The 22,476-nt window shown below is 32.0% G+C and carries 26 protein-coding genes and 1 riboswitch; of the genes, 2 read left to right on the top strand and 24 right to left on the bottom strand.

Features of this window, described 5'->3' with window-relative positions; translation table 11 throughout:
• Positions 1 to 6: 6 nt before the first annotated feature.
• The 13 genes from ACJDUH_RS06240 to ACJDUH_RS06180 form a co-directional block, all read right to left on the bottom strand.
• A complete protein-coding gene (locus tag ACJDUH_RS06240) occupies positions 7 to 846 on the bottom strand; it encodes a type II secretion system F family protein (RefSeq protein ID WP_406764293.1) in 840 nt (279 codons plus the stop codon).
• A gap of 81 nt (positions 847 to 927) precedes the next feature.
• Positions 928 to 1,899: a type II secretion system F family protein gene (locus tag ACJDUH_RS06235; protein WP_406764292.1), complete on the bottom strand. Its 972-nt coding sequence runs from the start codon at positions 1,897 to 1,899 to the stop codon at positions 928 to 930.
• Between the two features lie 2 nt (positions 1,900 to 1,901).
• The gene (locus tag ACJDUH_RS06230) at positions 1,902 to 3,275 is read right to left on the bottom strand and encodes a TadA family conjugal transfer-associated ATPase (RefSeq protein WP_406764291.1); all 1,374 of its coding nucleotides are present in this window, start codon (positions 3,273 to 3,275) and stop codon (positions 1,902 to 1,904) included.
• A 22-nt stretch (positions 3,276 to 3,297) separates the two neighbouring features.
• On the bottom strand, positions 3,298 to 4,104 hold the full coding sequence (locus tag ACJDUH_RS06225; protein ID WP_406764290.1) for a CpaE/TadZ family protein: 807 nt from the start codon (positions 4,102 to 4,104) through the stop codon (positions 3,298 to 3,300).
• A gap of 24 nt (positions 4,105 to 4,128) precedes the next feature.
• Complete coding sequence (gene cpaB / locus ACJDUH_RS06220; protein WP_406764289.1) at positions 4,129 to 4,827, bottom strand: Flp pilus assembly protein CpaB; 699 nt, start codon at positions 4,825 to 4,827, stop codon at positions 4,129 to 4,131.
• A gap of 8 nt (positions 4,828 to 4,835) precedes the next feature.
• On the bottom strand, positions 4,836 to 5,765 hold the full coding sequence (locus tag ACJDUH_RS06215; RefSeq protein WP_406764288.1) for a pilus assembly protein TadG-related protein: 930 nt from the start codon (positions 5,763 to 5,765) through the stop codon (positions 4,836 to 4,838).
• Between the two features lie 12 nt (positions 5,766 to 5,777).
• The gene (locus tag ACJDUH_RS06210; protein ID WP_406764287.1) at positions 5,778 to 6,188 is read right to left on the bottom strand and encodes a TadE/TadG family type IV pilus assembly protein; all 411 of its coding nucleotides are present in this window, start codon (positions 6,186 to 6,188) and stop codon (positions 5,778 to 5,780) included.
• Positions 6,185 to 6,703, bottom strand: coding sequence for an A24 family peptidase (locus tag ACJDUH_RS06205; protein WP_406764286.1), 519 nt, complete (start codon positions 6,701 to 6,703; stop codon positions 6,185 to 6,187). The genes ACJDUH_RS06210 and ACJDUH_RS06205 overlap by 4 nt, the downstream gene beginning before the upstream one ends.
• Positions 6,704 to 6,782: 79 nt before the next feature.
• Positions 6,783 to 6,974, bottom strand: a complete 192-nt coding sequence (locus ACJDUH_RS06200; RefSeq protein WP_406764285.1) for a Flp family type IVb pilin — start codon at positions 6,972 to 6,974, stop codon at positions 6,783 to 6,785.
• 60 nt (positions 6,975 to 7,034) lie between these two features.
• The gene (locus tag ACJDUH_RS06195) at positions 7,035 to 7,232 is read right to left on the bottom strand and encodes a Flp family type IVb pilin (RefSeq protein ID WP_406764284.1); all 198 of its coding nucleotides are present in this window, start codon (positions 7,230 to 7,232) and stop codon (positions 7,035 to 7,037) included.
• A 40-nt stretch (positions 7,233 to 7,272) separates the two neighbouring features.
• On the bottom strand, positions 7,273 to 7,611 hold the full coding sequence (locus tag ACJDUH_RS06190; protein ID WP_406764283.1) for a DUF192 domain-containing protein: 339 nt from the start codon (positions 7,609 to 7,611) through the stop codon (positions 7,273 to 7,275).
• 125 nt (positions 7,612 to 7,736) lie between these two features.
• The gene (locus tag ACJDUH_RS06185) at positions 7,737 to 8,405 is read right to left on the bottom strand and encodes a response regulator (RefSeq protein WP_406764282.1); all 669 of its coding nucleotides are present in this window, start codon (positions 8,403 to 8,405) and stop codon (positions 7,737 to 7,739) included.
• Complete coding sequence (locus ACJDUH_RS06180; protein ID WP_406764281.1) at positions 8,386 to 9,567, bottom strand: sensor histidine kinase; 1,182 nt, start codon at positions 9,565 to 9,567, stop codon at positions 8,386 to 8,388. Before ACJDUH_RS06180 ends, ACJDUH_RS06185 begins: the two co-directional genes overlap by 20 nt.
• Before the next feature lie 227 nt (positions 9,568 to 9,794).
• On the opposite strand from ACJDUH_RS06180, the gene ACJDUH_RS06175 reads away from it, so the two are divergent.
• On the top strand, positions 9,795 to 11,027 hold the full coding sequence (locus ACJDUH_RS06175) for an MFS transporter (RefSeq protein WP_406764280.1): 1,233 nt from the start codon (positions 9,795 to 9,797) through the stop codon (positions 11,025 to 11,027).
• 131 nt (positions 11,028 to 11,158) lie between these two features.
• On the opposite strand, the gene ACJDUH_RS06170 is transcribed toward ACJDUH_RS06175, so the two are convergent.
• Both ACJDUH_RS06170 and ACJDUH_RS06165 read right to left on the bottom strand, forming a co-directional pair.
• On the bottom strand, positions 11,159 to 12,001 hold the full coding sequence (locus ACJDUH_RS06170) for a YjjW family glycine radical enzyme activase (RefSeq protein WP_406764279.1): 843 nt from the start codon (positions 11,999 to 12,001) through the stop codon (positions 11,159 to 11,161).
• On the bottom strand, positions 11,994 to 13,526 hold the full coding sequence (locus ACJDUH_RS06165) for a YjjI family glycine radical enzyme (RefSeq protein ID WP_406764278.1): 1,533 nt from the start codon (positions 13,524 to 13,526) through the stop codon (positions 11,994 to 11,996). The genes ACJDUH_RS06170 and ACJDUH_RS06165 overlap by 8 nt, the downstream gene beginning before the upstream one ends.
• Positions 13,527 to 13,680: 154 nt before the next feature.
• On the opposite strand from ACJDUH_RS06165, the gene ACJDUH_RS06160 reads away from it, so the two are divergent.
• Positions 13,681 to 14,397, top strand: coding sequence for a Crp/Fnr family transcriptional regulator (locus ACJDUH_RS06160; RefSeq protein WP_406764277.1), 717 nt, complete (start codon positions 13,681 to 13,683; stop codon positions 14,395 to 14,397).
• A 22-nt stretch (positions 14,398 to 14,419) separates the two neighbouring features.
• Here ACJDUH_RS06160 and ACJDUH_RS06155 read toward each other — a convergent pair whose 3' ends face one another.
• The 9 genes from ACJDUH_RS06155 to ACJDUH_RS06115 all read right to left on the bottom strand — a co-directional run bounded on the left by ACJDUH_RS06155 (position 14,420) and on the right by ACJDUH_RS06115 (position 22,423).
• A complete protein-coding gene (locus tag ACJDUH_RS06155) occupies positions 14,420 to 14,596 on the bottom strand; it encodes an H-type small acid-soluble spore protein (RefSeq protein WP_406764276.1) in 177 nt (58 codons plus the stop codon).
• A 107-nt stretch (positions 14,597 to 14,703) separates the two neighbouring features.
• Positions 14,704 to 15,984: an NPN-dependent 2-hydroxyacid racemase, LarAH10 family gene (gene larAH10 / locus ACJDUH_RS06150; RefSeq protein WP_406764275.1), complete on the bottom strand. Its 1,281-nt coding sequence runs from the start codon at positions 15,982 to 15,984 to the stop codon at positions 14,704 to 14,706.
• 79 nt (positions 15,985 to 16,063) lie between these two features.
• Complete coding sequence (locus tag ACJDUH_RS06145) at positions 16,064 to 16,879, bottom strand: MetQ/NlpA family ABC transporter substrate-binding protein (RefSeq protein WP_406764274.1); 816 nt, start codon at positions 16,877 to 16,879, stop codon at positions 16,064 to 16,066.
• Positions 16,880 to 16,901: 22 nt separating this feature from the next.
• Entirely contained in the window at positions 16,902 to 18,074 is a 1,173-nt protein-coding gene (locus ACJDUH_RS06140; protein ID WP_406764273.1) for a pyridoxal phosphate-dependent aminotransferase, read from the bottom strand.
• Positions 18,075 to 18,233: 159 nt separating this feature from the next.
• Positions 18,234 to 18,344: riboswitch (SAM riboswitch) on the bottom strand.
• Positions 18,345 to 18,555: 211 nt separating this feature from the next.
• Positions 18,556 to 19,191: a beta/alpha barrel domain-containing protein gene (locus tag ACJDUH_RS06135; protein WP_406764272.1), complete on the bottom strand. Its 636-nt coding sequence runs from the start codon at positions 19,189 to 19,191 to the stop codon at positions 18,556 to 18,558.
• A gap of 52 nt (positions 19,192 to 19,243) precedes the next feature.
• Positions 19,244 to 19,693 (bottom strand): PTS sugar transporter subunit IIA, encoded by a 450-nt coding sequence (locus ACJDUH_RS06130; protein WP_406764271.1) that lies wholly within the window; start codon positions 19,691 to 19,693, stop codon positions 19,244 to 19,246.
• Between the two features lie 303 nt (positions 19,694 to 19,996).
• Positions 19,997 to 20,755, bottom strand: coding sequence for an HpcH/HpaI aldolase family protein (locus tag ACJDUH_RS06125; protein ID WP_406764270.1), 759 nt, complete (start codon positions 20,753 to 20,755; stop codon positions 19,997 to 19,999).
• Positions 20,756 to 20,853: 98 nt separating this feature from the next.
• The gene (locus tag ACJDUH_RS06120) at positions 20,854 to 22,122 is read right to left on the bottom strand and encodes a PTS ascorbate transporter subunit IIC (RefSeq protein WP_406764269.1); all 1,269 of its coding nucleotides are present in this window, start codon (positions 22,120 to 22,122) and stop codon (positions 20,854 to 20,856) included.
• Between the two features lie 13 nt (positions 22,123 to 22,135).
• Positions 22,136 to 22,423: a PTS sugar transporter subunit IIB gene (locus tag ACJDUH_RS06115; protein WP_406764268.1), complete on the bottom strand. Its 288-nt coding sequence runs from the start codon at positions 22,421 to 22,423 to the stop codon at positions 22,136 to 22,138.
• Positions 22,424 to 22,476 lie beyond the last annotated feature (53 nt).

The following is a 22,476-nucleotide window of genomic DNA, read 5'->3' as shown; positions in this document are numbered from 1 at the left end:
TTTTTTTTATTTAACAAATCCATTAATTAACTCTAATACAGCTGGTCCAAGCAATATAATGAACAAACTAGGGAATATTAAAAATACCAAAGGAAACAAGATTTTTATAGGTACTTTCATAGCAGCCTCTTCAGCCCTTTGTCTTCGTTTATCCCTTTCTTCCTGAGACTTGATTCTAAAGATCTGTACCATACTCATTCCCAGCTTTTCACCTTGAAGGATACTATTGATTAAAGACACCAGAGATGGAAAATCTAATCTCTCCTTTAATCCAATAAATGAGTCTCTTCTTGTTTTACCCAGCCTTATTTCTTCAAGACAAATATGGAATTCTGAAGCTAATACCCCATTACTTTTAGAAATAACCTTATTCATAGCTAAATCAAATCCAAGACCTGCCTCAAGACTTACTGTAAGAAGATCTAAAAAATCCGGCAGCTCTTTAAGGGCTGCAGCATATCTTCTTTTTATCTTTGAATTTATATAAATATTAGGAAAGAAAATACTCATTACAAAACTAGCCATCATAAGTAAAATAATAACTGATAGTTTTGCTCCTAGTAATATCTCCAAAATACCTATGGATAGAGGAAAAGCTATTCTAAATAAAAGTATATAAAACTGGAATTCAGCACTAGTTATATTCCATGGATTCCCCATTTTAAGCAAGGATTTTTCTAATTTTTCCTCCTTTTTAGTGGAAAGCTTCTTAGTATAATAATCACTGCCCTTTTTTCTAAAAAAATTAATTTTTTTCTTTATTTTTTGCTCGCTTTTTTTCATGTCTATATTTTCATTTGCCTTTGTTTCGCCTACATAATTTTTATATCTCTTTTTTATTTTCATTTCTCCTTCACGAGATAATGAATAAATAAATAAGCAGACAAATATTAATGTTACTATAAAAGATACCTCAAGCAGCATTCTCTACACCTCGATTTTAGAAAGTTTATTTATCAATATAAATCCGATTATCATAAAGAAAGCACCAATTGCTAAGGCTATTTTACCAATTAAGCTTTTGGTAAAGGGTGCCATATACCCTGGGTTAATTAATGATATTACTATAAAAAGTGCAACTGGAAGCAGGCCTACTACCTTCCCAGATAATTTTCCTTGAGCTGATAAGGATTGAACATGTCTTTCTACTTCATTTCTCTCTCTAATAGTTTTCACTATTATCTCTAGAATTATTGAAAGATTTCCGCCAACCTGCCTCTGAATTAAAATGGCCTGTATCATTATATCAAGGTCGCTGCTGGGCATTCTTGTTTTTAAGTTGTTCAATGCATCTTCCATGGTTATTCCATAATTCATCTCTTTTAAAAGTGCTGTTACCTCTTCTTTTACCGTAGACTCACATTCCTCAGCTACAGTCTTCATAGCTTGAGCAAAACTTAATCCAGCCTTTAAGGAGCCAACAATTGTCATAATCATATCCGGCAGTGCTTCGTTAAATTCCTTGATTCTTTTTTTCCTTTTACTACTTAGCCAAAACTTAGGTAATAAATATCCAATCACAGCACCAGGAATTACGAAAATAAAATTTTTTAACAGCAGTGCTAATGCAAATCCAAGGAATACTACTGAAATTATAACTAGCACAATGTATTCTTCGATATCCATTTGTACACCTGAACTTCTAAGTATCTGTAGAAGTTTTTCCCTAGTTTCCTCTGAGGTTTTTGCCCTTACAAATTGATAAATATTTTTTAAATCTACGAATTTTGGCTGATCCTTACTTGTTTTACCCTTGGACTTTTTATACTTTTCATTAATATCAAGGTAATACTTAAGTCTTTTCTCTAATTTCTTGTCACGCAAAATCAAAATATATAAAATCCCAAAGATTAACATAAAACTGCATAAGAAGTAAAATAAAAAGATTATTTCTTTCATAATTACCACTCCTCTACATTGAATATAGATGCTGGTACCTCTATGCCTGAAGTTTCAAGACGCTCATAGAATTTTGGTCTGATACCAGTAGGAGTGATTTTACCAATTACTTTTCCTGATTTATCTACACCAGTTTGATTAAAGGTAAATATATCTTGAAGGACGATTACATCCCCTTCTAAGTCTTGAACTTCAGTAATATTAATAATCTTTCTTGTACCGTCTTTAAGTCTTGACTGCTGAACTATTAAATCTATACCTCCTGCTATCTGCTGACGAATGGCCTTAATAGGAAGCTCCAATCCTGCCATTAACACCATAGTTTCAAGACGAGATATCATATCTCTTGGGCTATTGGCGTGACCAGTTGTAATGGAACCATCATGGCCAGTATTCATAGCCTGCAGCATGTCCAAAGCCTCTCCGCCACGGACCTCACCTATTACTATTCTATCTGGTCTCATTCTTAGAGAATTTTTTACAAGATCTCTAATTGAAATAGATCCTTTACCCTCTACATTAGCCTGCCTGGATTCTAAAGAAATAACATGCTGCTGTGATAACTGCAGCTCTGCAGCATCTTCAATTGTTACTATTCTTTCGTCATCAGGTATAAAAGCCGACAGTACATTTAGAGTGGTTGTCTTTCCAGAACCTGTACCACCACTAATTAATACGTTAAGTCTAGCCTTTACACAAGCGTCCAAAAACATAGCCATATCAGCTGAAATTGTACCAAATTCAATTAAATTATGAATTGTATAGGGTTCTTTGGCGAACTTTCTTATTGTAATTGTTGGCCCATTTAGTGCAAGAGGCGGAATTATTATATTTACTCTAGAGCCATCTGGAAGTCTTGCGTCCACCATGGGGCTGCTTTCGTCTATTCTTCTTCCAAGTGGTGATACAATCTTATCAATTACATTCATTATTTGGTCGTTATCTCTAAACCTTACATCTGTAAGGACAATTTTCCCATTTTTTTCTACGTACACCATATTGATTCCATTCACCATAACTTCTGATATATCTTCATCTAATAAAAGAGGATTTATTGGTCCAAATCCAGTTACGTCATTTATTAGTTCTTCTACTACCTTCTTTGTATCAACTGTTTTAAAGGAATTATCTTCAGTTTCTATAATCTTTTGAGCTATTGAATCTATTTTAGGGATAATGTTTTCAACATCCTCATCTTTTTTTGCTTCATTAATAATTATTTTTTGGAGCTTTAATTTATATTCCTGCTCTTTACTTAATGCTACTCCTGAAGCTTTGTTAGCTTCAGAAGAAACAATCGACTTACTATCAGATTTTACTTGTTTTTTTTCATCTTCAATTTTGTTAGCGGTATTTATTTTTTCAAGTAAGCTCATTATTATCTCTCCTTCTTGAGTCTTATCGTGCCAAGATTCCCATTAACCCGCCTTTTCTTTTTCTTTTTCTTCTGCTTTGTGAATTTTCCATATTAAATTCCCTGGTAATAGAAATTATATCCGAGGTTATTTTCTCATTAGGTTTGCTAATTACAAAAGGAATACCAATATTTAATGATTTAGTGACCACTTTAAAATTATTCATTACATATATAATGTCATTAGTTTCAAGTATGTCTGGAACTTGTGATGCCTTTGTTAAGGTTTCGGTGTCTGATCTATTTACTATTACTCTTAGTTTACTTTCCATATTTAATTTTTCTAGGGTCCTAAGCATAGTTTTTGTATTTCTAAGAGCCGATAGTTCTAAATCCGTAACTATGAAAACTAAGTCTGCCATTTCTATGAAATTTAAGCTTATTTCTGAAATACCAGTAGTAAGATCTGCGATCAAATATTCATTATCCTCACATAATCTGCGACATATTACAGGAATCATATTAGGGGTTATTAAGTCAGCAAGTTCCGGCTTTAAAGGCGCTGAAAGTACCTTTAACCCGCTGTCATGTTTATAAAGGTAATCTGAAATCTTTATATTTTCTAATTGATCTTCCTTTTGTACCAAATCACTAATGGTGTACCTTGGCTGTATGTCAAGTGCAAGATTTACGTCTCCAAACTGGAAGCTGCCATCTATAATACAGGTGGAAAAGCCTTTGGAAGCAAGAGCTGCTGCCACATTAACTGATACTACAGTTTTACCTACTCCCCCTTTACTGCTTATAAAAATTGCCATTTTGCCTAATTTTTTATCGATTTCCTCTTTCATATTTGCTGGCTCCTCCTAGTATTATTACTTCTTTTCAAATTTGCTTCGTAAAACAAACTTCAGACTTCCTCTTTCATCAGCGTTATCTATGGTTTTAATCTGGTCCGGACTTAATTCTAAAGTTATTGATTTATATTCTGCTTGGGCTGTATTTGCTGCACCTTGAGTCGTAGTTTTAGTACCCGCTAGTGCACTTGTGGATTCCTCCATTCTAGTGCCAACAGCTAAAACTCGAATATTCTCTAAAATAGTTTGTGTATTAACAGTTCCATCCTTTGCCTTTTCACTAAAGACGACATCTACGTAATCATCAGGTTCTATTAGGGTAGAAACTGATTCTACATAATTTGCGTCAATAGAGATTGCTCTGTTTCCTTCTTTAACTTTTCTTGATAAAAATTCTGTTTCATTTGTTTGGTTTGAAAATCTATCTGTAAAAAGCTGTTCTCCAGCCTTCATATCCACAAGAGCATAACTTCCCTCAATATCCTTAATATTTTTAATAGCTCCTGGTATTATTGAATTTGCGCTATAGGCTTTAACTTCCACCATGTCGTTAGTAACCTTTTGATCCTTTTTTATATTTTGTTTTAAGACAACCACATTTACCATATTCTTATCATTCTTATACTTATTATCTATATTTTTTACATAGTTGCTAAATAAAAAAGTTGTTATAATGGCAAAAACCAATGCTCCAATTAATATAAACTTTGATTTCATATAATCACCTACTCCACTAATTTTGCTGCGTAAGCACCATTATCTACCACATCACTACTTCCTGTGCCTACTCCAGTTTGTCTTATAAAAAAACCTTTAACTGTTGTATCGTGCGAACTCATAGGATCTGCTAAGTAAAAATAAGCAAAGCCTGTTACTGTAATTGACTTTATCTGATTAGAAGACCCATTTGGTGTATAAACCAATATTTTTATTATTCTAGGATCATCTTTATGAGTTTCATCATATTGGGTATATGGAGATTGTTGTATCCTATAATTAACTCCCTTTATAGTATTTTCAGCAATGTTTCCTGTTTGTGTATCAATAGTTTTACCAATTTCAATAGGTTGATTATAACCATTTTTTAGAACATCAAGGTAGCTACTTGCTCCTGTATCAGCAAGGGCCAATATACCAAAATTACCTGATATAGAATCTCCGGCACCTACCTTTAAAGTATACTCTGTGCCAAATGTAAAATTAGGATCATTAACCATACTTTGAGGAATTCCAAAAGGTACTACTCCAGTGGTTTCAGTCATAGGAAAAATTGCTGCAGTTGAAGAAACATCTACAGGTGTATTATTAAAACCAAAAATTTTCATAAAATACAGAGGAACATTCTTTTCAAGGATTACTTTGACTTTGTTTTCCCCATTAGGTTTAATATCTAATTCTTTTAAGCTACTTAGTTCATTGTTTGCAGAAAGTATTCCATTTACTATATTAGTAATTGAAGTACTAGTTCCTGTAAGTTCCGAAGCTCCAGATAATGCAGCTGCATCTGCAGTTTTTCTAAGCTCAATTTTACTTAAATATAGCCTTCCGCCATCTATTGCCAGGCCAGTCATAAATGCGATAACCACAAAAGTTAAAGCAAACCATACCAAACCTATTCCATCTTCTTCTTTATATAATTTGAACTTTTCTATCAACCTAATCGCCCCCTATTCAATACGTATTATAGATTCAGCAGTTGCAACAAATGGAGAAGGAAGAATAAGACTCGCTAAAGGTGTAATATATTGTAATTTAACGCTTAAATCAACTTTTACAAAGTTTCCTGACTTATTTTGAGAATTATCTGTTGTGTATGTTGTTGAATTAGGTACGGCATAAGACGTATTTGAATCAAGAGTAGCAGCTGAAGCTGAATCAAGCTTGTTATAAGCATAGTTTTTTACGTCGGTACTGCTTCCTCCAAGGCTAGCAATACGTGTAGCTTCTTGACATATCAGATTTAGTCTTGACTCTGCATATATGATTCTCCCTGTATCAATGATCATGCAAATAAATAATATTAAAATGGGAACTACTAAGGCCGTTTCTACAAGAGCTTGTCCTTTTTTCTTTTTCATATAATAATTGCCCCCTTTGATAAAAGGCTTATAAGTGCACCACCAGCTATTGCTATACTGTATGGGAATTTTTGTATAAAAGGTGTTGTTGAAAATACCAATTTATAACGATGCCCACTAATTAGTCCTACCAAAAAATAAAACAAACTTTTAATAAAGTTTATGGTTTCTTTATGAAATAAAATTATTATTAGTGCGATTGCTCCACCTATTATACACATATATAAGGCAGTGTTTATTGCAAAAAGACCCCCCTTTAAAGCTCCGATAAGTGCTAAAAGTTTTACATCGCCTGCACCAAGGCCTCCTAATATAAATGGTATAATAAGAATTGCAATACCAAGGGCAAATCCAAGGAGTGATACCTTTAATCCAGAAAATCCATTAAGAATTATCTGAAGTACAAATACAGAAAATAAAATTGGAAAAATAATTTTATTATATATTTTTCTAACTCTTAAATCTGTTATACAGCATATGACTAAAGTTATTATAAGAAGGATATTAAATATCAACACTCTAACCTCCTATTTTAAAGGCTCTACATAATGCAGAGCCTTATTATCTATGAAAATACCTTTTTTATTTTTTGTATTATTGAGGTGTAGCACCTGGTAGTTTGTTTCCTAAATTTTGTTGAATACTTGTCCAAGCTTGAGTAATCTGTGTACCGAAAGCTGCTATTATTCCAATACAAGCTACTGCTATTACTCCTAATACTAATGCATATTCAGTCAAGCCCTGTCCTTCCTCTTCAACCATTAATCTTTTAACAATGTTTAACATAATTTTTTCCTCCTAAAATTTTTTTATTTTTTTATTTTAAATTTTATTTTTTACTTTTTATTATTGACTTGGTGGGGATGTATTTTTTACTAGTGCATTACTTATTTCACTTCTATGAGTCCAAAGAGTTTCTACATTTCCATTTAAACTTGAAATAGCTACTATGATTGCTATTGAAATAATTCCTAATACCAGTGCATATTCAGTCATGCCTTGTCCTTCTTCTTCAGATAATAATCTATTAACAAGCTTTAGCATAAGTTCACCTCCTTATTTTACTAGTAGAGTTATACTTTATTTAATAAATTATAACAGCTTGTCCAACTTTTAAATTAGCTTTTGAAGCCTTTCCACCCGGAAGTTCTACTACAGCTACTGCATCCTTAATTCTTTTTCCTATTTTGCCAGGCTTTACATTTTCGTTAATTTCTATGATTATGCTGTTTTTATCAAGATATAAAACATCAATATCGTAATTCATAAAAAATGTATGTATTTGATTACATCGGTTTATGTACATAGATGTGTCTGAGGAAAGTTCCTTTGTAAACATCAGACCTTTTAATCTTTTAAAGAAATTATTGGCAATTAATACATTTTTACATATATCTTCATTTTTTGTTATATTTTTAATCATATGCTTTTAATTCCCTCCTCCTATAATTCTATTATAATTACCATTAAACAAACTTAATAGACTACAATAGTCATATTATTTCCAAAATTAGTCATAAAAAAAAAGGGACCTTAGTCCCTACTTTTCTATGATTTCAAATTGTAATAAGCTTCTATCCTATTTTCTAGTGCGAAGATTGTAGCCTTAACTCGATCATCGGTATTAATTTTTTTAAAAATATTTGATATGTAGTTTTTTACAGTTTTTTCCGACAAATACAGCTCTTGTCCGATTTCTTTATTACTCAATCCTTTTGAAATCTTTATTAAAATTTCCATTTCACGCTTGGTTAAAGAATCTATAATATTTTGAACCACATTGTCTTTCTTTTTTATTTGTGAAAAAAGTAAAGAAACTAGAGATTTATCGATGTACTTTTCTCCACCATATACTGTCCTTATGGCATTGACTATTTCTATGCCACTAGATTCCTTTAGCACGTAACCATCAGCACCCATTTCAATTGCATTATTCAAGGTTCTTCTTTCATTTTCTATAGTGAGAATAATTACTTTAATATCCTTTCCCTTATCTTTAAGCATTTTCATAACCTCTATACCATTAAGTTTAGGCATATTAAAGTCCAGGACCATAACATCTACTTTATTATTATTAAATATTTTAAGTGCTCCTTCCCCGTCACAGGCTTCTCCTACTAACTTTAAATCATCTTCCAAACTAATAAGCTTTTTAAGACCTTCTCTAATTAACTCATGGTCATCAGCTATTAATACATTAATCTCCGTTTCTATCATCCTTTATCACCTCTCTATTTATTGGCAGCTTAACAATGTAAGTAGTTCCGCTTCCAATTGAAGATTTTATTTTAAGCTCACCTTGAAGCTGGTGTACTCTATCATAAATTCCAATAAGTCCAAAGGATTCAGCATTGCTTCTCACTTTCTTTAAGGTATCCTTTACATCGAAACCTTTACCATCATCTGAAATAATAAGCATTAAATATTTTGTTCCAAAATCCAATTTTACTTTTGTATGCTTTGCATTTGAGTGTTTCTTAATATTGTTAAAGACTTCTTGTAGGATTCTATAAACAGCAACTTGAATAATTGGTTCAATTTCTTTTTTTACAGGTTTTAATGTAAATTCAACTTCAATATTTGTATCCTTTAGAATTGTATGAACAGTATCATTGATCGTTTGATTTAATCCTACCTCTTCTAGAAGCATGGGTCTTAAGTCATAAATTATACTTCTAACTTCTTTTAGAGCTATCTTAACTGCTTCCTTTAAATCAGAAAGTTCAGTTAGTGCCTTCTCAACATCCTTTTTTATAAACTTTTCGCATATATCTACCTTCATTACTACATTTGCCATATGTTGCGCAGGTCCATCATGAATATCCTTAGCTATTCTCTTTCTTTCATTTTCCTGTGCTTCAAGTATTTTAATACCCATATACATTTCAGAACTCTTATCTGAACTTTCTATTACAGGTAATAAATCTCCCTCTAGGTATCCTAAAGCAATACTTACTTGATTAACCACCTTTTCCGCTTGATTAATATTTTTAAGTGATTGCCTTAATGCAATTTCTAAGCTTGTCCTTTTGTCTCTTAAATTTTTTTCTTCATTTTGCTTGCCAAAATATTGAATCCTTACTTCAGATGCCTCTTCATAAGCAAACTTAATATCAAGCTCAGTATATTTATCAAAGTTTGCTGAAACCTCTGCGAGTTTTTGTCTCATTGCCTTATCATCTTTTTCAAGGCTATCTACTTCGTGAATTACAGTTACCATTCTATTTTTAACTTCACTTAGCTCACATTTTAGTTTTTCATATTCTTTTCTTAAGGATTCTGAAATTTCAACTATGAGCTCTCTGCTGGAGCCTATTTCTCCTATGATTTTTTTTGTAATTTTATTAATAGTCTCTATATTAAAATCTTCTTTTCTCACTTTATCACACCTTTATTAATATAGATAAAAAGCAAATATTATACAATTGCAATAGTTTCTATTACTTGAAATATGATGAATAAATTCATTTTCCTGTTTATTATCAATTAAATAAAATTATACACAAAAATGGGAAAAAAATAAATACTGTACAGCAATTACTAAATTGATTAGTTTCAAGTTCTATTATATACTTAACTAAGTTGATGTAAAAGGAGTTATATATTATGGGGAAAAATTTTAAGTTTTTTAATGATGCAAATCCAGAAAATTTTGTTAAAAGTAAAGTTGGTAATCTCTTACACAATTTTAATTTAGATAGAGACTTTACCTTATTCCTAATAGTTGGCTTATTCACAGGAATTGCTAGTGGTATCAATTCAACCATATTTAATAATTTTTTAAGTGATGTGTACAAGCTCTCAGCCTCAGCAAGAGGAATAGTTGAATTTCCAAGGGAGCTGCCAGGTGCTCTCATAGTTATTGTTTTAGGTGTCTTATCCTTTTTAGGAGATATAAGAATGGCCATTGTTGGTATGTGTTTTGCTTCCCTAGGAATGATTGGTCTTGGAGTATTTTCTCCAAGTTTTGCAAGTATGCTTGTATGGATGATGATGCTTAGTCTTGGAACCCATATTTTCATGCCCTTATCTGCAGGAATAGGAATGAACCTTTCTAATAAAGAAAAATATGGTATGAGACTTGGAAAATATAATGCCTATAATCTTGTTGCCACAATAATAGGTTATGCAATAGTATGGATTGGTTTTAAGTATTTAGGGCTCACCTATAAAATTGCCTTTATTATTGCCTCTATCTTTTATATATTTGCAGCCTTTATTCTTGGTCTTATGAAACCCAATAAAAAATCTACAAGAAAGATGAAATTCATTTTTAGAAAAGAGTACACCTTATATTACATATTATGTACAATAAATGGAGCGAGAAAGCAAATATTTTTAACCTTTGCTCCCTGGGTATTGATACAAGTGTATCACCTTAATCCTCCTACCTTTGCAGTACTAGGGTTTATTATAGCTGCCTTGAGTATAGTAACGAGAACCGCCGTTGGAAACGCAATTGATATAAAAGGGGAACGATTTGTGCTTTCACTAGAAGCCATCGTTTTAATTGTTATTTGTATGGGTTACTCTTTTGCTTCTCATTTATTTTCATCAAATATAGCGGTTATAATAATTGCAGGCTGTTATATAATTGATAATTCTATGAGTGTAGTTGAAATGGCTAGATCTACCTACGTAAAAAAAATAGCAGTACATCCAGAAGACGTTACCCCCACCTTGTCTGCAGGTACAAGCTTTGATCATGTAATAGCAATGACCATACCATTCTTCGGAGGTCTCTTATGGGCAAGATTTGGCTTTGAATATGTTTTCCTATTAGCTGCTCTAATTGCAATTGCTAACTTGTTTTTATCTATGAGAATAAGAACAGTCTGATATTACTTTTTAAAGGCATAATTTTTTCTGTCCTTTTAATATTTTATTTTAATATTAAAGAGTCTGTTATGGAATCACCATAGCAGACTCTTTGATTTTAATATTTATTTATAACATGATAACCTTTGAAACTAAACTAACAAAACATTAGAGAATCCATTATTATTAGCTATTTCCTTTAAATTCTTCATTTCATTTTCAGAAGGAGCCCTCATATTCTTATATTCTTCCCTAACGCCAAAGTGTCTATATCTAATAATCTTATATCTTATTTCTCTAACCTTTTGATATTCCTTAAGCATATTGGTTATTTCATAAACTGTTTTTCTATTATTTAGATAATTATCAATAACTACTGTTCTTATTTCAAACAATTTCCCTATACTTGCTAAATATCTTGCATTTTCCAGAACAATTTCATTAGCTTTTGAGGTTAGGTCAAGGTGTTCCTCATTATCAAAGGCTTTAACGTCAAGCATTACTGAATCAGTATACTCCATAAGCTCTGGATAATCAGAAAATTTTATGGAACCATTTGAATCTATAAAATTAGTAAGTCCAAGCTTTCTGGTTTCCTTAAATAAAGGTATTAAGAAATCTTTCTGAAGAGTGCACTCCCCACCAGAGGTTGTAATTCCTTGAATAAAGGGCATATTCTTTTTAATATGGTTTACTACTTCCTCTACACTTAGGTTTTGTATTTTAGGAGAAGCATTAAACCTGCATACCTTTATACAGGCATCACAGTCAATACAAATTTCCTTATTCCAATGAACTTTACCTTCCACTACAGAAAGAGCCTGAACCGGGCACTTAGGGACGCATTCTTTGCAATTTATGCAATTATTAATTGTTTCAGGATTATGGCAATACTTGCAGTTGAAATTACAACCTTGAAAGAAAATGGCTGTTCTATTTCCTGGGCCATCAACTACACTGCTGTCTATTACTTTATTTATTCTAGCTTTAATCATTTGTACTTCTTACTTTTCTATCAAAAATTCCATACTCATTTAAAGGTTGCTGAGCATATTGTATGGTATCATAGCTTACCTGCTGCCCTTTATTGATTTTTTCAAGGTCTGATTTCTTTACAAGATAGCCAGTAACCCTAATTAAATCTCCATCTTCAGGATATGCAGATATATATCTCATACCAGAAGCAAAGCCTCCATTAAAGATATCTAGAACAGCCTGGGGATTTTCATTAGCTGTATGATCAAAGGGGAAATGGTCACCTATTCCTGATGGAAAGTACTTATGGAACATTCCAGCTTGCTTTAAATGGTCATATAGAGGAATTTCTTTACCTATGGCTATTCTTACACCTGCTGTTGTATCTTCGTCATTAGCTGCTCCAACCTGTGAGTGTAGCATAAATTTATTTCCCCATATCTTTCCATACTTACTTTCGAAATTTGCCACTCTTTCCTTTATGGTATCCATAATTTTAACTCCCAGCTCGTTTGCTTCCCTATCTTTACCATAATATAAATTCTTGTTATCTAATTCCATTAGCTTATTTACACATTCATGCATTCCTACCATTCCAAATAAACCAACAAATCTATCAAGCTTTACAAAACCTTCTGTAACTAAAAAATTAGATTTGAAAAATGGAGTTTCTTCAACGATAAATCTAATTTTACTCTCCATAAATTTAGTCATAGAATCAATAGCCTCATTGAGCTTAACTTTGAAAAAATCCTCCACTGATTCTGAATTTATAGCTATCTTATTTAATCTTAGTCTTGAAAGTGTAAAGGCTCCACCAGCTATTGGAAGTCCATTATAGCAGCTTGCTATTCCATAATCTCCATGAAAATCTTCTCTAAACATCTTGTCATTTGCAAAGGCCGGATTTGCACAAACTAAGGAGGTACTTACACACTTTAAAGCAAATTCATTGCTTGTTTTTTCCTTATCATAAAGGATAGTCAAATTGGGGGTTACATCTTGAAGTTCTTTTTCTAAATCAATAATAATATTACCAGCTAAGGTCTCTTCAGGTCCGATATTTGCATGTGAAAAGCTGTCATTAATTGTTCTGTCTAAATGAATTAAGAACCATTTTATTTGGTCCCTTGCCTGTTCCTCATCAGTAATAAATGGATTTAATAGCTTATCAATGCTTCCAAGATAAACAGGAAATCTTGTTACAGATGGTACATGATGATAAAATACCAAAAGCATATTAATTGCATCTGTTAAGGTTTTAGCCGGTTTTAATCTTAGAAATTCACAGCCTTCCTTAAGTAACTTTTCATAATCAGGTAAAATATATCTTGGAGCATAAGGTGCATGACCTTCATCAAGGTCACAGATAATTCCTTTATTAACAAGTTCAAAGAATTTTTCATCAGCCCCAGCTGGATAAGGCAGCTGATTTTCTGCCAGTTTAGCAAGTCCATAGGCCTGCTGCTCATAAGTAAGAGCTGAGTTCTTAATTGTATTTAATACATCTTCTTTTGTTTCTTCAATACTTTTATAAATCTTCACAATAACTCCCCTTCCTAATTCGTACATAGCAATTTTTAATTGTTATGTACCCAAAGATTTATTCCATGATAACATTTTCTATTGATTATATTTTATCAATAATGCTATGATAAAATAAATGACAATTGTCACATTTTATTAAAAAGGAGCCGCTATGAATAATTTTTATAATTCTTTAGAAGAAATACTTAAGTTTTCTTTCTCTCAGGAAGAAAAGCCCTTATATAATACAAGAGCTTTTTTTAAGGATTTTGCATCTGATAGCATTCAAATGTTGAGTTTAAAAGAAAATACTATATTTATTGAGAGCAATAAAAAATTAGAATTTATATATATTCTAGTAAATGGCACTACTTACGTAGAAAACTATACTCTTGATGGCAGGCGTATTATAGCTGACACTCTTAAAGCTGCACAGATATTTGGATTAATTGAATCCATAAATAGTGAAAATTATTATAAAGGTACAGTAATAACCCTGTCTAAGGCTTTACTAGTTAAAATAAATAAAGATAAATTTTTAGAAGCAGTTTATAATGATATTCAAATTTCATCCATTATAATAAAATACTTAGCTTACTTTTCTACCCACTCAATGATGGTCTCAGAATATAAGGCATCAGTATCACCCTATGAAAATTTAATTATTTACTTATATAACAAGGTATTAGGCAAAAGTCTGCCTAATAGAATAAATGATAATAAAGCTTTTATTGCCGATTCCCTTCAAATAAATAAAAGAACACTTTATAGATATTTAAATAAATTAACAGATGAAGGTATTATTTATAGAGAGGGTCAAGAAATTATTATATGCAAAGACAATTTTGATAAACTTGAACAACTATTTAATTCAATTAATAATTTGTAATCAGGCAAATTTTTAATAATAATTATCCATCTAAGTCACTAATATTTACCGTCATAATTTTATCTGTCTTTAAATCTCTTACTTGGATAACTCCATCTTTATCTGCACCAATACTTTCAAGCCATACAGGATTATTTTTATATGTAACATTTATAACGCCATTAGATTCTAATATTTCTTTTACTCTTTGTTTATTCAAACTCATCATCTCCTATTAATTATATCATTAGACATAATTAATATTTTATACTATTGCACTTAAGCTTACATTAGATGACAATCAAAAGCTTTTAAGCTAATTATGGATTAAACTATAGGAAGAGTATTTCCTCCAATAGGCATAAGAGAAATTTTAGGGTTTGGCTTAGATAGCTTATAGGCTAAATCCAAGGCTTCTTTTAAGGAATGAGAAGGAATAAAGCCAATCTCCTTTACTACCTTGTCCATAAGAGTAGATATTAAAATTACCTTTCTGTATTTTCCTAAGTAAAAAGTTTTATAAGCAGCATAACCAGGAACGGTAAAGTTCTTTTTTAAGCCTCTTTCCATGTCTTCTAAGGTTTTATATTGAAACCATTGCAAAAACTCTTCTGCTCCAAGCCCTTCTGAGCATTCTGAAATAAGAATGACTACACTGTTCTCTTCTCCACCATAGATGCAATTATCCATAGTTTTAACTGTTTGGTACAAATTAATGTCCTTTGGATATCCACCAGCTGAGGCTATGATAATATCAGCTTTCTCTTCTATGTGTATTCCATACATTTCTCTTATGGAATTACAGCCCTTTTCCCATGCCTTTTCAAAATCCCCAGCCACAAATTCTATAAAATTACCTTCTGCGTCTAATGCAGCATTAAATAAAAAGTCAGGATTTATTTTTCTGCATATCTCATTAATATCTTCTCTCATAGGGTTTCCGTGAATTTTATTAGAGCAGGCATTATGATTAAGTCCTGTGCCTTCTCCTTCATGAAAAGTAAGTCTATGATTATGTTGAATTGTATTAAGCCCAGCTACTCCCGGAACCATACTCTTAGCTCCTCCCCCAAAGCCTGCAAATAGATGGAACACTATACCGCCGGTTAAAATAACTCTATCCGCTTCTATAACTCTTTTATTGATGTAAATTGGGGTTTTAGCCTTTGATTCACAAATATAAGATAAAACATTTTTATCATAACAGTTATGATCATAGATTTTAACCCTCTTATATACTTCTTCCCCTACTATAAGCCTTTTCTCTTCCTCTGAAGAAGCTCTATGTGTACCTAAAGCTATTAAAACTGAAATATCATTATCATGAGCCCCAAATTTATTTAAGTAATCAATTATATAAACCAAAAATTTATCTGTTTTTATCCATAGTCTTGTTACATCACTTACAATAATAATAACCTTTTCCCTAGCTTTAACAATTTCTTTTAAAGGCAGAGTTCCTATGGGGTTTTCTAAAGCTCTTTCAACTTCCTTTGGTATATCAGACAAAATCTCTTTTTCCTTAGGAAGTAATGTATTTATTATATCCTTATCATTAATATCAACTTCAAACTTTATTTTTCCATATTTAAACTTATAAGTAGACATAGCTTAACCTCCACTAGATATATTAATTATAGGCAATTTATAAAGAAAATCCCGTGAGGGATTTTCTTTATAAGCATATTTAAAACCCAGGAATAACTGATCCCTTGAAGGTATCTTCAATATATTTTTTAACCTCATCAGAATGATAAGCCTCAACTAGCTTTTTAATCCTTGGATCATTTTGATTATCAGGTCTTGCAACAATTATATTTACCCAAGGAGAATCTTTAGGTTCAATAAATATTGCATCCTTCACTGGATCTAGCTTTGCTTCCATTGCAAAATTAGTATTAATTGCTGCAGCAGCTACTTCAGTTAGAGAACGAGGAACCATGGCTGCTTCCAGTTCTATGAATTTTAAATTCTTTGGATTTTCAGCGACATCCCTTATAGTAGCATTTACGCCAACACCTGATTTAAGCTTAATTACTTTAGCAGCTTCTAAAAGAATCAAGGCTCTTGCCTCATTGGTAGGATCGTTTGGCAATGAAACCTTATCTCCATCCTTAAGCTCATCTAAATTTTTAATTTTTTGAGAATATACTCCCATTGGGAAATTAACTGCATTCGCAACCTTAACAAGATTCATGTTTTGATCCTCATTAAATTTCTTTAAGTATGGCTCATGCTGATATATATTTACATCTATTTGTTTTTCGAAAAGCTGTTTATTAGGCTGCACATAATCATTAAAAGTAACAATTTTTATTTTTAATCCATTTTTTTCTGCAACTTCTTTTACCTTTTCAGCTACTTGTTCGTGTGGCCCGGCTGTCACTCCTACCTTTAAGGGCTCATCAGAGCTTGCTGCTGTCGAAGCAGGCTTTGTGCTGCAGCCCGAAAGAATTGATGCTCCTATTATTGTTGATAATATAATTGCTATAGTCTTTTTCATTAAAAAGTCCCCCTTTTATTTATTAAATATTTCTTTTTATAGCCTTCTCTCTTAATGTCTTAAGTCTCTTTGTCGCTTCTAACAAAGTTTCTGTTTTTTTAGCAAAGTGAAATCTTATTAGATTATTTACATTCTCTCTAAAGAAACTTGAACCCGGAACTGCTGCCACCCCAACTTCTTTTGCAAGCCATTCACAAAATTCAGTATCACTTCCACTAGTAAATTCAGAGATATCCACCATAACATAATAAGCACCTTCCGGTACTGTATATTTTAAACCTGCCTCATCAAGCCCTTTCAAAAAGATATTTCTTTTTTCTGTATAACGTTCTTGTAATTTTTCATAATATTCATTTGGCAAATTTAAACCTGCAAGCACAGCAGCCTGAAGTGGTGCTGCAGCTCCTACAGTTAAGAAGTCATGCACCTTTTTAGCATTTTCTATTACATTACTTGGAGCAATTACATAACCTATTCTCCAGCCGGTTATAGAGTAGGTTTTAGAAAAAGAGCTGCAGGATAATGTCCTCTCGAACATTCCAGGAAGTGCTGCAAAATACTTGTGTTTATACGGCTTCATGACAATATGCTCATAAACTTCATCAGTTATAACAAATGTGTCAAATTCTTCTGTAAGGTCTGCAATATACTTAAGCTCTTCCTCAGTAAATACCTTTCCAGTGGGGTTTGAAGGATTGCAAAGTATAAGTGCTTTTGCTCCCTGCTTAAAAGCTGCTCTAAGTTCTTCTTTGTCAAACATAAATTCCGGCGGATACAGAGGAACATAAATAGGATCTGCTCCGCAAAGTACTGTATCTGCAACATAGTTTTCATAAAAAGGTGAAAATACGATTACTCTGTCTCCAGGATCGCAAACGCTCATCATTGCTACCATCATAGCCTCTGTACTCCCACAAGTAACTACAATTTCACTGTTTGGATCTATGGGAATACCCATAAACTTTTGTTGTTTTTTTGCAATAGCCTCTCTAAGTTTTTGTGAACCCCAGGTAATTTCGTATTGATGGGGTCCTTCATCTGCCACCTTTTTTAGAGCTTCAAGAAGCTCAACTGGAGGATCAAAATCAGGAAAGCCTTGAGATAAATTAGTGGCTCCATATTGATTTGCAATTCTTGTCATTCTTCTTATAACAGATTCAGTAAATCCGTTAAGTCTGCTGCTAATTTCTGGCATGCCAAACCACCCTTTCATAACTATTAATAAAAAATTATGTTTTATAACACGCTAATATAAAAAGCGATATTAAAACATATACAAAAAAATCCTCATCTATAAAAAGATGAGGATTCTAAGTATAAAAAAAGCCCATGGAAGGGATAAATATTCTACCTTCCCTCATCTTTCAGATAAATATCTGCAGGAATTAGCACCTTGCATGCAAATGAAACATGCTGGTTGCTGAAACTTCATCGGGCCAGTCCCTCGGTTTTCTCTAGATAAGGATTTTTATTAAATTTTTTATTGCTTTTTATTATAAATTATGGTTTTTTGCTTGTCAATATCACTAAAGCCTATTAAAACGGTTACATTAAAATAAATTTTTTAGTTCACAATAAAAAAAAGCAACCAAAAAAATTTGATTGCTTTATACCTTATTTTATTCTTTATTTAGAAATCACTTCATTGTAATCTTAATTCTAAATATTATGTTCTGCTACCTATATTTTCTTGTATTAACTATAATCTCTCTTATTTTTCTAGCATTTTCAGCAATTTCATGTTTACTTCCTTTTGTCAGAAGACCACCAAAGCCTACTGCATCTACACCGTTTTTAAGCCACAGTTCTAAATTGTCTAAATTAGCTCCTCCTGATGCCAAAATCGGTAAATTAGGAATGGGCGTTTTGAGTACCGATACTAGTGAAGGCCCATAAAAGTTAGAAATAGGAAATGCTTTTATATATGATGCTCCAACTTCTAAGGCTTCTACCATTTCAGTTACAGTAGTACACCCAGGAGCATAAGGTATTTGATAGCGATTGCATACTTTCGCAACTTCCCTGCTAAAATTTGGAGCAATAATGAATTTAGCCCCAGATAAGATAGCAAGTCTTGCTGTCTCTCCATCTAAGATTGTGCCTGCTCCTACTAATAAATTATCATCAAATTTATCATTAAGAGCCTTAATTACATCTCCAGCATTAGGTAAGGTATAACTTATTTCAAGTACATCTACTCCGCCTTTTAAGCATCCTTCTGCTATTTCTATGGCTCTTTCTATGGATTCAGTTCTTACAATAGCCATTGCACCTGTTGCCTCTATTTTATTAATTATATCAGCTTTAAACATATTCCCCTCCATTTCTAGTAAGAAAATCTCTCTTAAGTTTCTACTATTTTTTCTACGATTCGTAGGTTCTTATATAATTCATAATTTCTTCTGCATTTTCTGCTTTATCTAAAACCTTATAGAACTCGTCTTTTTCAAGCAGCATTGCTAATTCTGACATAGCCTGTAGATGGGTATTTTGATCTACTGCACTTAGACTAAATATATATTTAACTGGGTCATTATCCACATTACCAAATTCTATTGGATGCTCTAAAGTTGCAATACCTATTGCAATTTCTTTTGCACCTGCCTCTGGTCTTGCATGTGGAAGGGCAACATGCTTTGTTATTACAATATATGGCCCAACTTCTTTTGCAGTATTTATCATTTCATCAATATATGATGCTGATATTTTATTGTTCTCTAATAATGCTGATGCTGCTTTTCTAACGGCATCCTCCCAATCATTCGCAGATATATTAAGGCGAATAAGGTTTTCATTAATAATTTTACTTAGCATTGAATTCTCACCTCTTAAAAGCTTTTTGTAATTATAAATTAAATTATTTATCATGAAACATTCTACAAAGACACATCCCTATATTTTTCATGAATATTCATATAATATATGAACTCTATGAATATCATTATTAATATAATTACACTTGATATTTTAAATTCTGTCAAAGTTATTTTCAATCTATTTTTAGTCCAAGTTTTGTAATAGAAAATAACATTAAATGTTCTAAAAATCTATGATTAAACTCAAATATAATTTCAAAGTTATATCATATTGTTTTTGCTTTCAGATTTACAAGATATATTAGATATATAAGCAATTAAAATCTTTTACTGATTGAGTGAATCCATCTCTAATTATATCTACATCAATTTTTGTAATTAAAAAATTTATATCATCTTTATATTTTTTTATCAATTCTAATTTTCCTATTATTCCAAAGCCTTTATTATATTTTTTGCAGGCTGAAGCTACTTTATCAATTGCTTCAATTTCTATTTTATTAAAATAGTCTCCTGGAATACCTAAAGAAATAGCCAAATCAGCCGGTCCAACTATAACAGCATCTATACCTTCCACAGATAATATTTCTTCAATATTCATAACGCCTTGAACTGTTTCGATTTGCACTATTGATATTACTGATTCATTTAGTTCAATCATATTGTTTCTGTGATTTCCAGAGGACTTGTAGTTTGTATTAGCACCTCCAGAATAACTCCTATGACCTATAGGTGGATATTTAGACCACTCTACCAGTAATTTAGCCTGCTCTCTATTTTCAATCATTGGAACCATAACTCCAGTAGCTCCACAGTCTAAAGACCTTGATACATCTCCTCTTGCTAACTGAGGTACTCTTACAAATGATGGAATGCCAACTGCATTACCCATTAATATTAAGTTGTGAAGTGTCTCATAAGTAAACATACCATGTTCACAATCATAGAATAAGAAATCAAATCCAGCGTTTTTAGCTAATATTGTAACTGAAGGATTTGTTAAAATTTTTATAAAGGATCCATATAACTTTTCTTTAAATATTCTTTCTTTAAATCTCATTAGGTTCACCGTCCTTTAATTAATCATAATTAGAACAAAGAGCCAAATGTGGCTCTTTGTTTAATATGCTGACAAATTTATCAGACTTTTTATACTAATTAATGAATAACTGATTGTATAAACTGAGTGATTTTATATAATAATGTTCCTACGATATTATAATCTACGTTCGGGAAGGAAGCACCTACGATTCCTAAGTGAGCAAATACTGGGTACAATAACATTGGTAGTGTTACTACTAATATTCCTAGTACAAATGAGCCTGCTATACAACCTTTCCAACCACCAGTTGAATTACCGAAAACTCCTGCAGTACCACCTGAGAAGAAAGCTATACTTGCTGATGGAATCATAACTATTGAACTCTTAAATATAATCATGCCTGCCATTGCAACTAGTCCAGCTACATATGCACTTATAAATCCAAGAATAACTGCTGTTGGTGCAAATGGGAAAACTGAAGGACAGTCAACAGCTGGGCGAGAGTTAGGTATATATTTTTCTGATATAGATACAAATGCAGCTGTAATCTCAGAAATAAACATACGTACACCAGTTATAAGAACAGACATACCTGCTGCAAATTGTAATCCTTGAAGTAATGGGAACACAATCCAGTTAACAGTTCCTGCTAACTTCTGAGTATCTGCCTGTCCTGCTGCTATAGCTGCTACATAGAATACTATAACCATTACAACAGCAACACACATAGTAAAATCTCTGAAAATTGATAACCATTTTGGAAACTTAAAGTTTTCTGTACTGTGTTCTGGATTTCCTACTTTTGATCCTAAAAATCCTGAGAAAGCGTAAGCGATTTCATTATAGTGTCCAAGAGCTAAATCATTACTTCCAGTGATTTTTCTCATATATGGCTGAGTTATAGCTGGCAATGCTGCTGCACTTAAGCCTACAAACAGACCTCCTATTATAGCAGTTGCAGTATTACCAATGTTGCATGCTTTTAAAACAAGCGTTAATACACAAGCAAAATACAAGCTGTGCTGTCCAGTTAAGAATATATTCTTAAATGGTGTAATTCTTGCAAATAGTAAGTTTGCTGCGAATCCAACGATCATTACTATAGCAACTATTGTTCCAAATTTACCCTGTGCAAGTGCAGTGGCTGCTTCAACCTGTGTAACAACACCTGTAATTCCAAATCCTTTTTGGAATAATGTGTTGAAGTTGGTAAGTACTGCACTGATTGCTGAACTACCGATGTTAAATATCAAAAATCCTATGATTGTTTTAAATGTACCCTTAAGTACATCATCTGCTGATTTCTTCTGTAATATAAGACCAATCATTGAAATAAGTCCAACCAAGATACCAGCATTACTTAGTAAACTAATAACTACTTTCATTTACTGTTTCCCCCTATTTCTTATTTTTTACAAATTCTAAAAATCCTTCTATTCCGATTTTGATTTCATTCTTGTCCATCAAATTTTTTATTGCTATGCAATATTGAACCTTATCTTTTACGTCATCAGTGATATCTGCCATAGTTACAATAAAGTCCCACTTCTTGGCATTTAAATCGTCAAGATTGGAATGTACAGCCGTAATTGGGTATCCGTTTTCCTTTATTACCTGATCAACCTTAATCTTAAGCAACATACTAGACCCCATACCTGTTCTACAAGCTACTAATGCTTCAAACATAATTTTTTTCTCCTTTCTCTTTTTATATTTTCATATTTTTTTGATTATTTATA

The sequence above is a fragment of the Candidatus Clostridium radicumherbarum genome (genome assembly GCF_045310525.1).
GTDB lineage: Bacteria > Bacillota > Clostridia > Clostridiales > Clostridiaceae > Clostridium_AT > Clostridium_AT radicumherbarum.
This window is presented reverse-complemented; position numbering and strand designations above follow the sequence as displayed.

Excerpts from the sequence above, each read along its gene's own strand:
- ACJDUH_RS06240 (WP_406764293.1), bottom strand. The coding sequence starts at position 846 with ATGAAAATAAAAAAGAGATATAAAAATTATGTAGGCGAAACAAAGGCA.
- ACJDUH_RS06235 (WP_406764292.1), bottom strand. The coding sequence starts at position 1,899 with ATGAAAGAAATAATCTTTTTATTTTACTTCTTATGCAGTTTTATGTTA.
- ACJDUH_RS06230 (WP_406764291.1), bottom strand. The coding sequence starts at position 3,275 with ATGAGCTTACTTGAAAAAATAAATACCGCTAACAAAATTGAAGATGAA.
- ACJDUH_RS06225 (WP_406764290.1), bottom strand. The coding sequence starts at position 4,104 with ATGAAAGAGGAAATCGATAAAAAATTAGGCAAAATGGCAATTTTTATA.
- cpaB (WP_406764289.1), bottom strand. The coding sequence starts at position 4,827 with ATGAAATCAAAGTTTATATTAATTGGAGCATTGGTTTTTGCCATTATA.
- ACJDUH_RS06210 (WP_406764287.1), bottom strand. The coding sequence starts at position 6,188 with ATGAAAAAGAAAAAAGGACAAGCTCTTGTAGAAACGGCCTTAGTAGTT.
- ACJDUH_RS06200 (WP_406764285.1), bottom strand. The coding sequence starts at position 6,974 with ATGTTAAACATTGTTAAAAGATTAATGGTTGAAGAGGAAGGACAGGGC.
- ACJDUH_RS06195 (WP_406764284.1), bottom strand. The coding sequence starts at position 7,232 with ATGCTAAAGCTTGTTAATAGATTATTATCTGAAGAAGAAGGACAAGGC.
- ACJDUH_RS06190 (WP_406764283.1), bottom strand. The coding sequence starts at position 7,611 with ATGATTAAAAATATAACAAAAAATGAAGATATATGTAAAAATGTATTA.
- ACJDUH_RS06185 (WP_406764282.1), bottom strand. The coding sequence starts at position 8,405 with ATGATAGAAACGGAGATTAATGTATTAATAGCTGATGACCATGAGTTA.
- ACJDUH_RS06175 (WP_406764280.1), top strand. The coding sequence starts at position 9,795 with ATGGGGAAAAATTTTAAGTTTTTTAATGATGCAAATCCAGAAAATTTT.
- ACJDUH_RS06170 (WP_406764279.1), bottom strand. The coding sequence starts at position 12,001 with ATGATTAAAGCTAGAATAAATAAAGTAATAGACAGCAGTGTAGTTGAT.
- ACJDUH_RS06160 (WP_406764277.1), top strand. The coding sequence starts at position 13,681 with ATGAATAATTTTTATAATTCTTTAGAAGAAATACTTAAGTTTTCTTTC.
- larAH10 (WP_406764275.1), bottom strand. The coding sequence starts at position 15,984 with ATGTCTACTTATAAGTTTAAATATGGAAAAATAAAGTTTGAAGTTGAT.
- ACJDUH_RS06145 (WP_406764274.1), bottom strand. The coding sequence starts at position 16,879 with ATGAAAAAGACTATAGCAATTATATTATCAACAATAATAGGAGCATCA.
- ACJDUH_RS06140 (WP_406764273.1), bottom strand. The coding sequence starts at position 18,074 with ATGCCAGAAATTAGCAGCAGACTTAACGGATTTACTGAATCTGTTATA.
- ACJDUH_RS06135 (WP_406764272.1), bottom strand. The coding sequence starts at position 19,191 with ATGTTTAAAGCTGATATAATTAATAAAATAGAGGCAACAGGTGCAATG.
- ACJDUH_RS06130 (WP_406764271.1), bottom strand. The coding sequence starts at position 19,693 with ATGCTAAGTAAAATTATTAATGAAAACCTTATTCGCCTTAATATATCT.
- ACJDUH_RS06125 (WP_406764270.1), bottom strand. The coding sequence starts at position 20,755 with ATGAGATTTAAAGAAAGAATATTTAAAGAAAAGTTATATGGATCCTTT.
- ACJDUH_RS06120 (WP_406764269.1), bottom strand. The coding sequence starts at position 22,122 with ATGAAAGTAGTTATTAGTTTACTAAGTAATGCTGGTATCTTGGTTGGA.
- ACJDUH_RS06115 (WP_406764268.1), bottom strand. The coding sequence starts at position 22,423 with ATGTTTGAAGCATTAGTAGCTTGTAGAACAGGTATGGGGTCTAGTATG.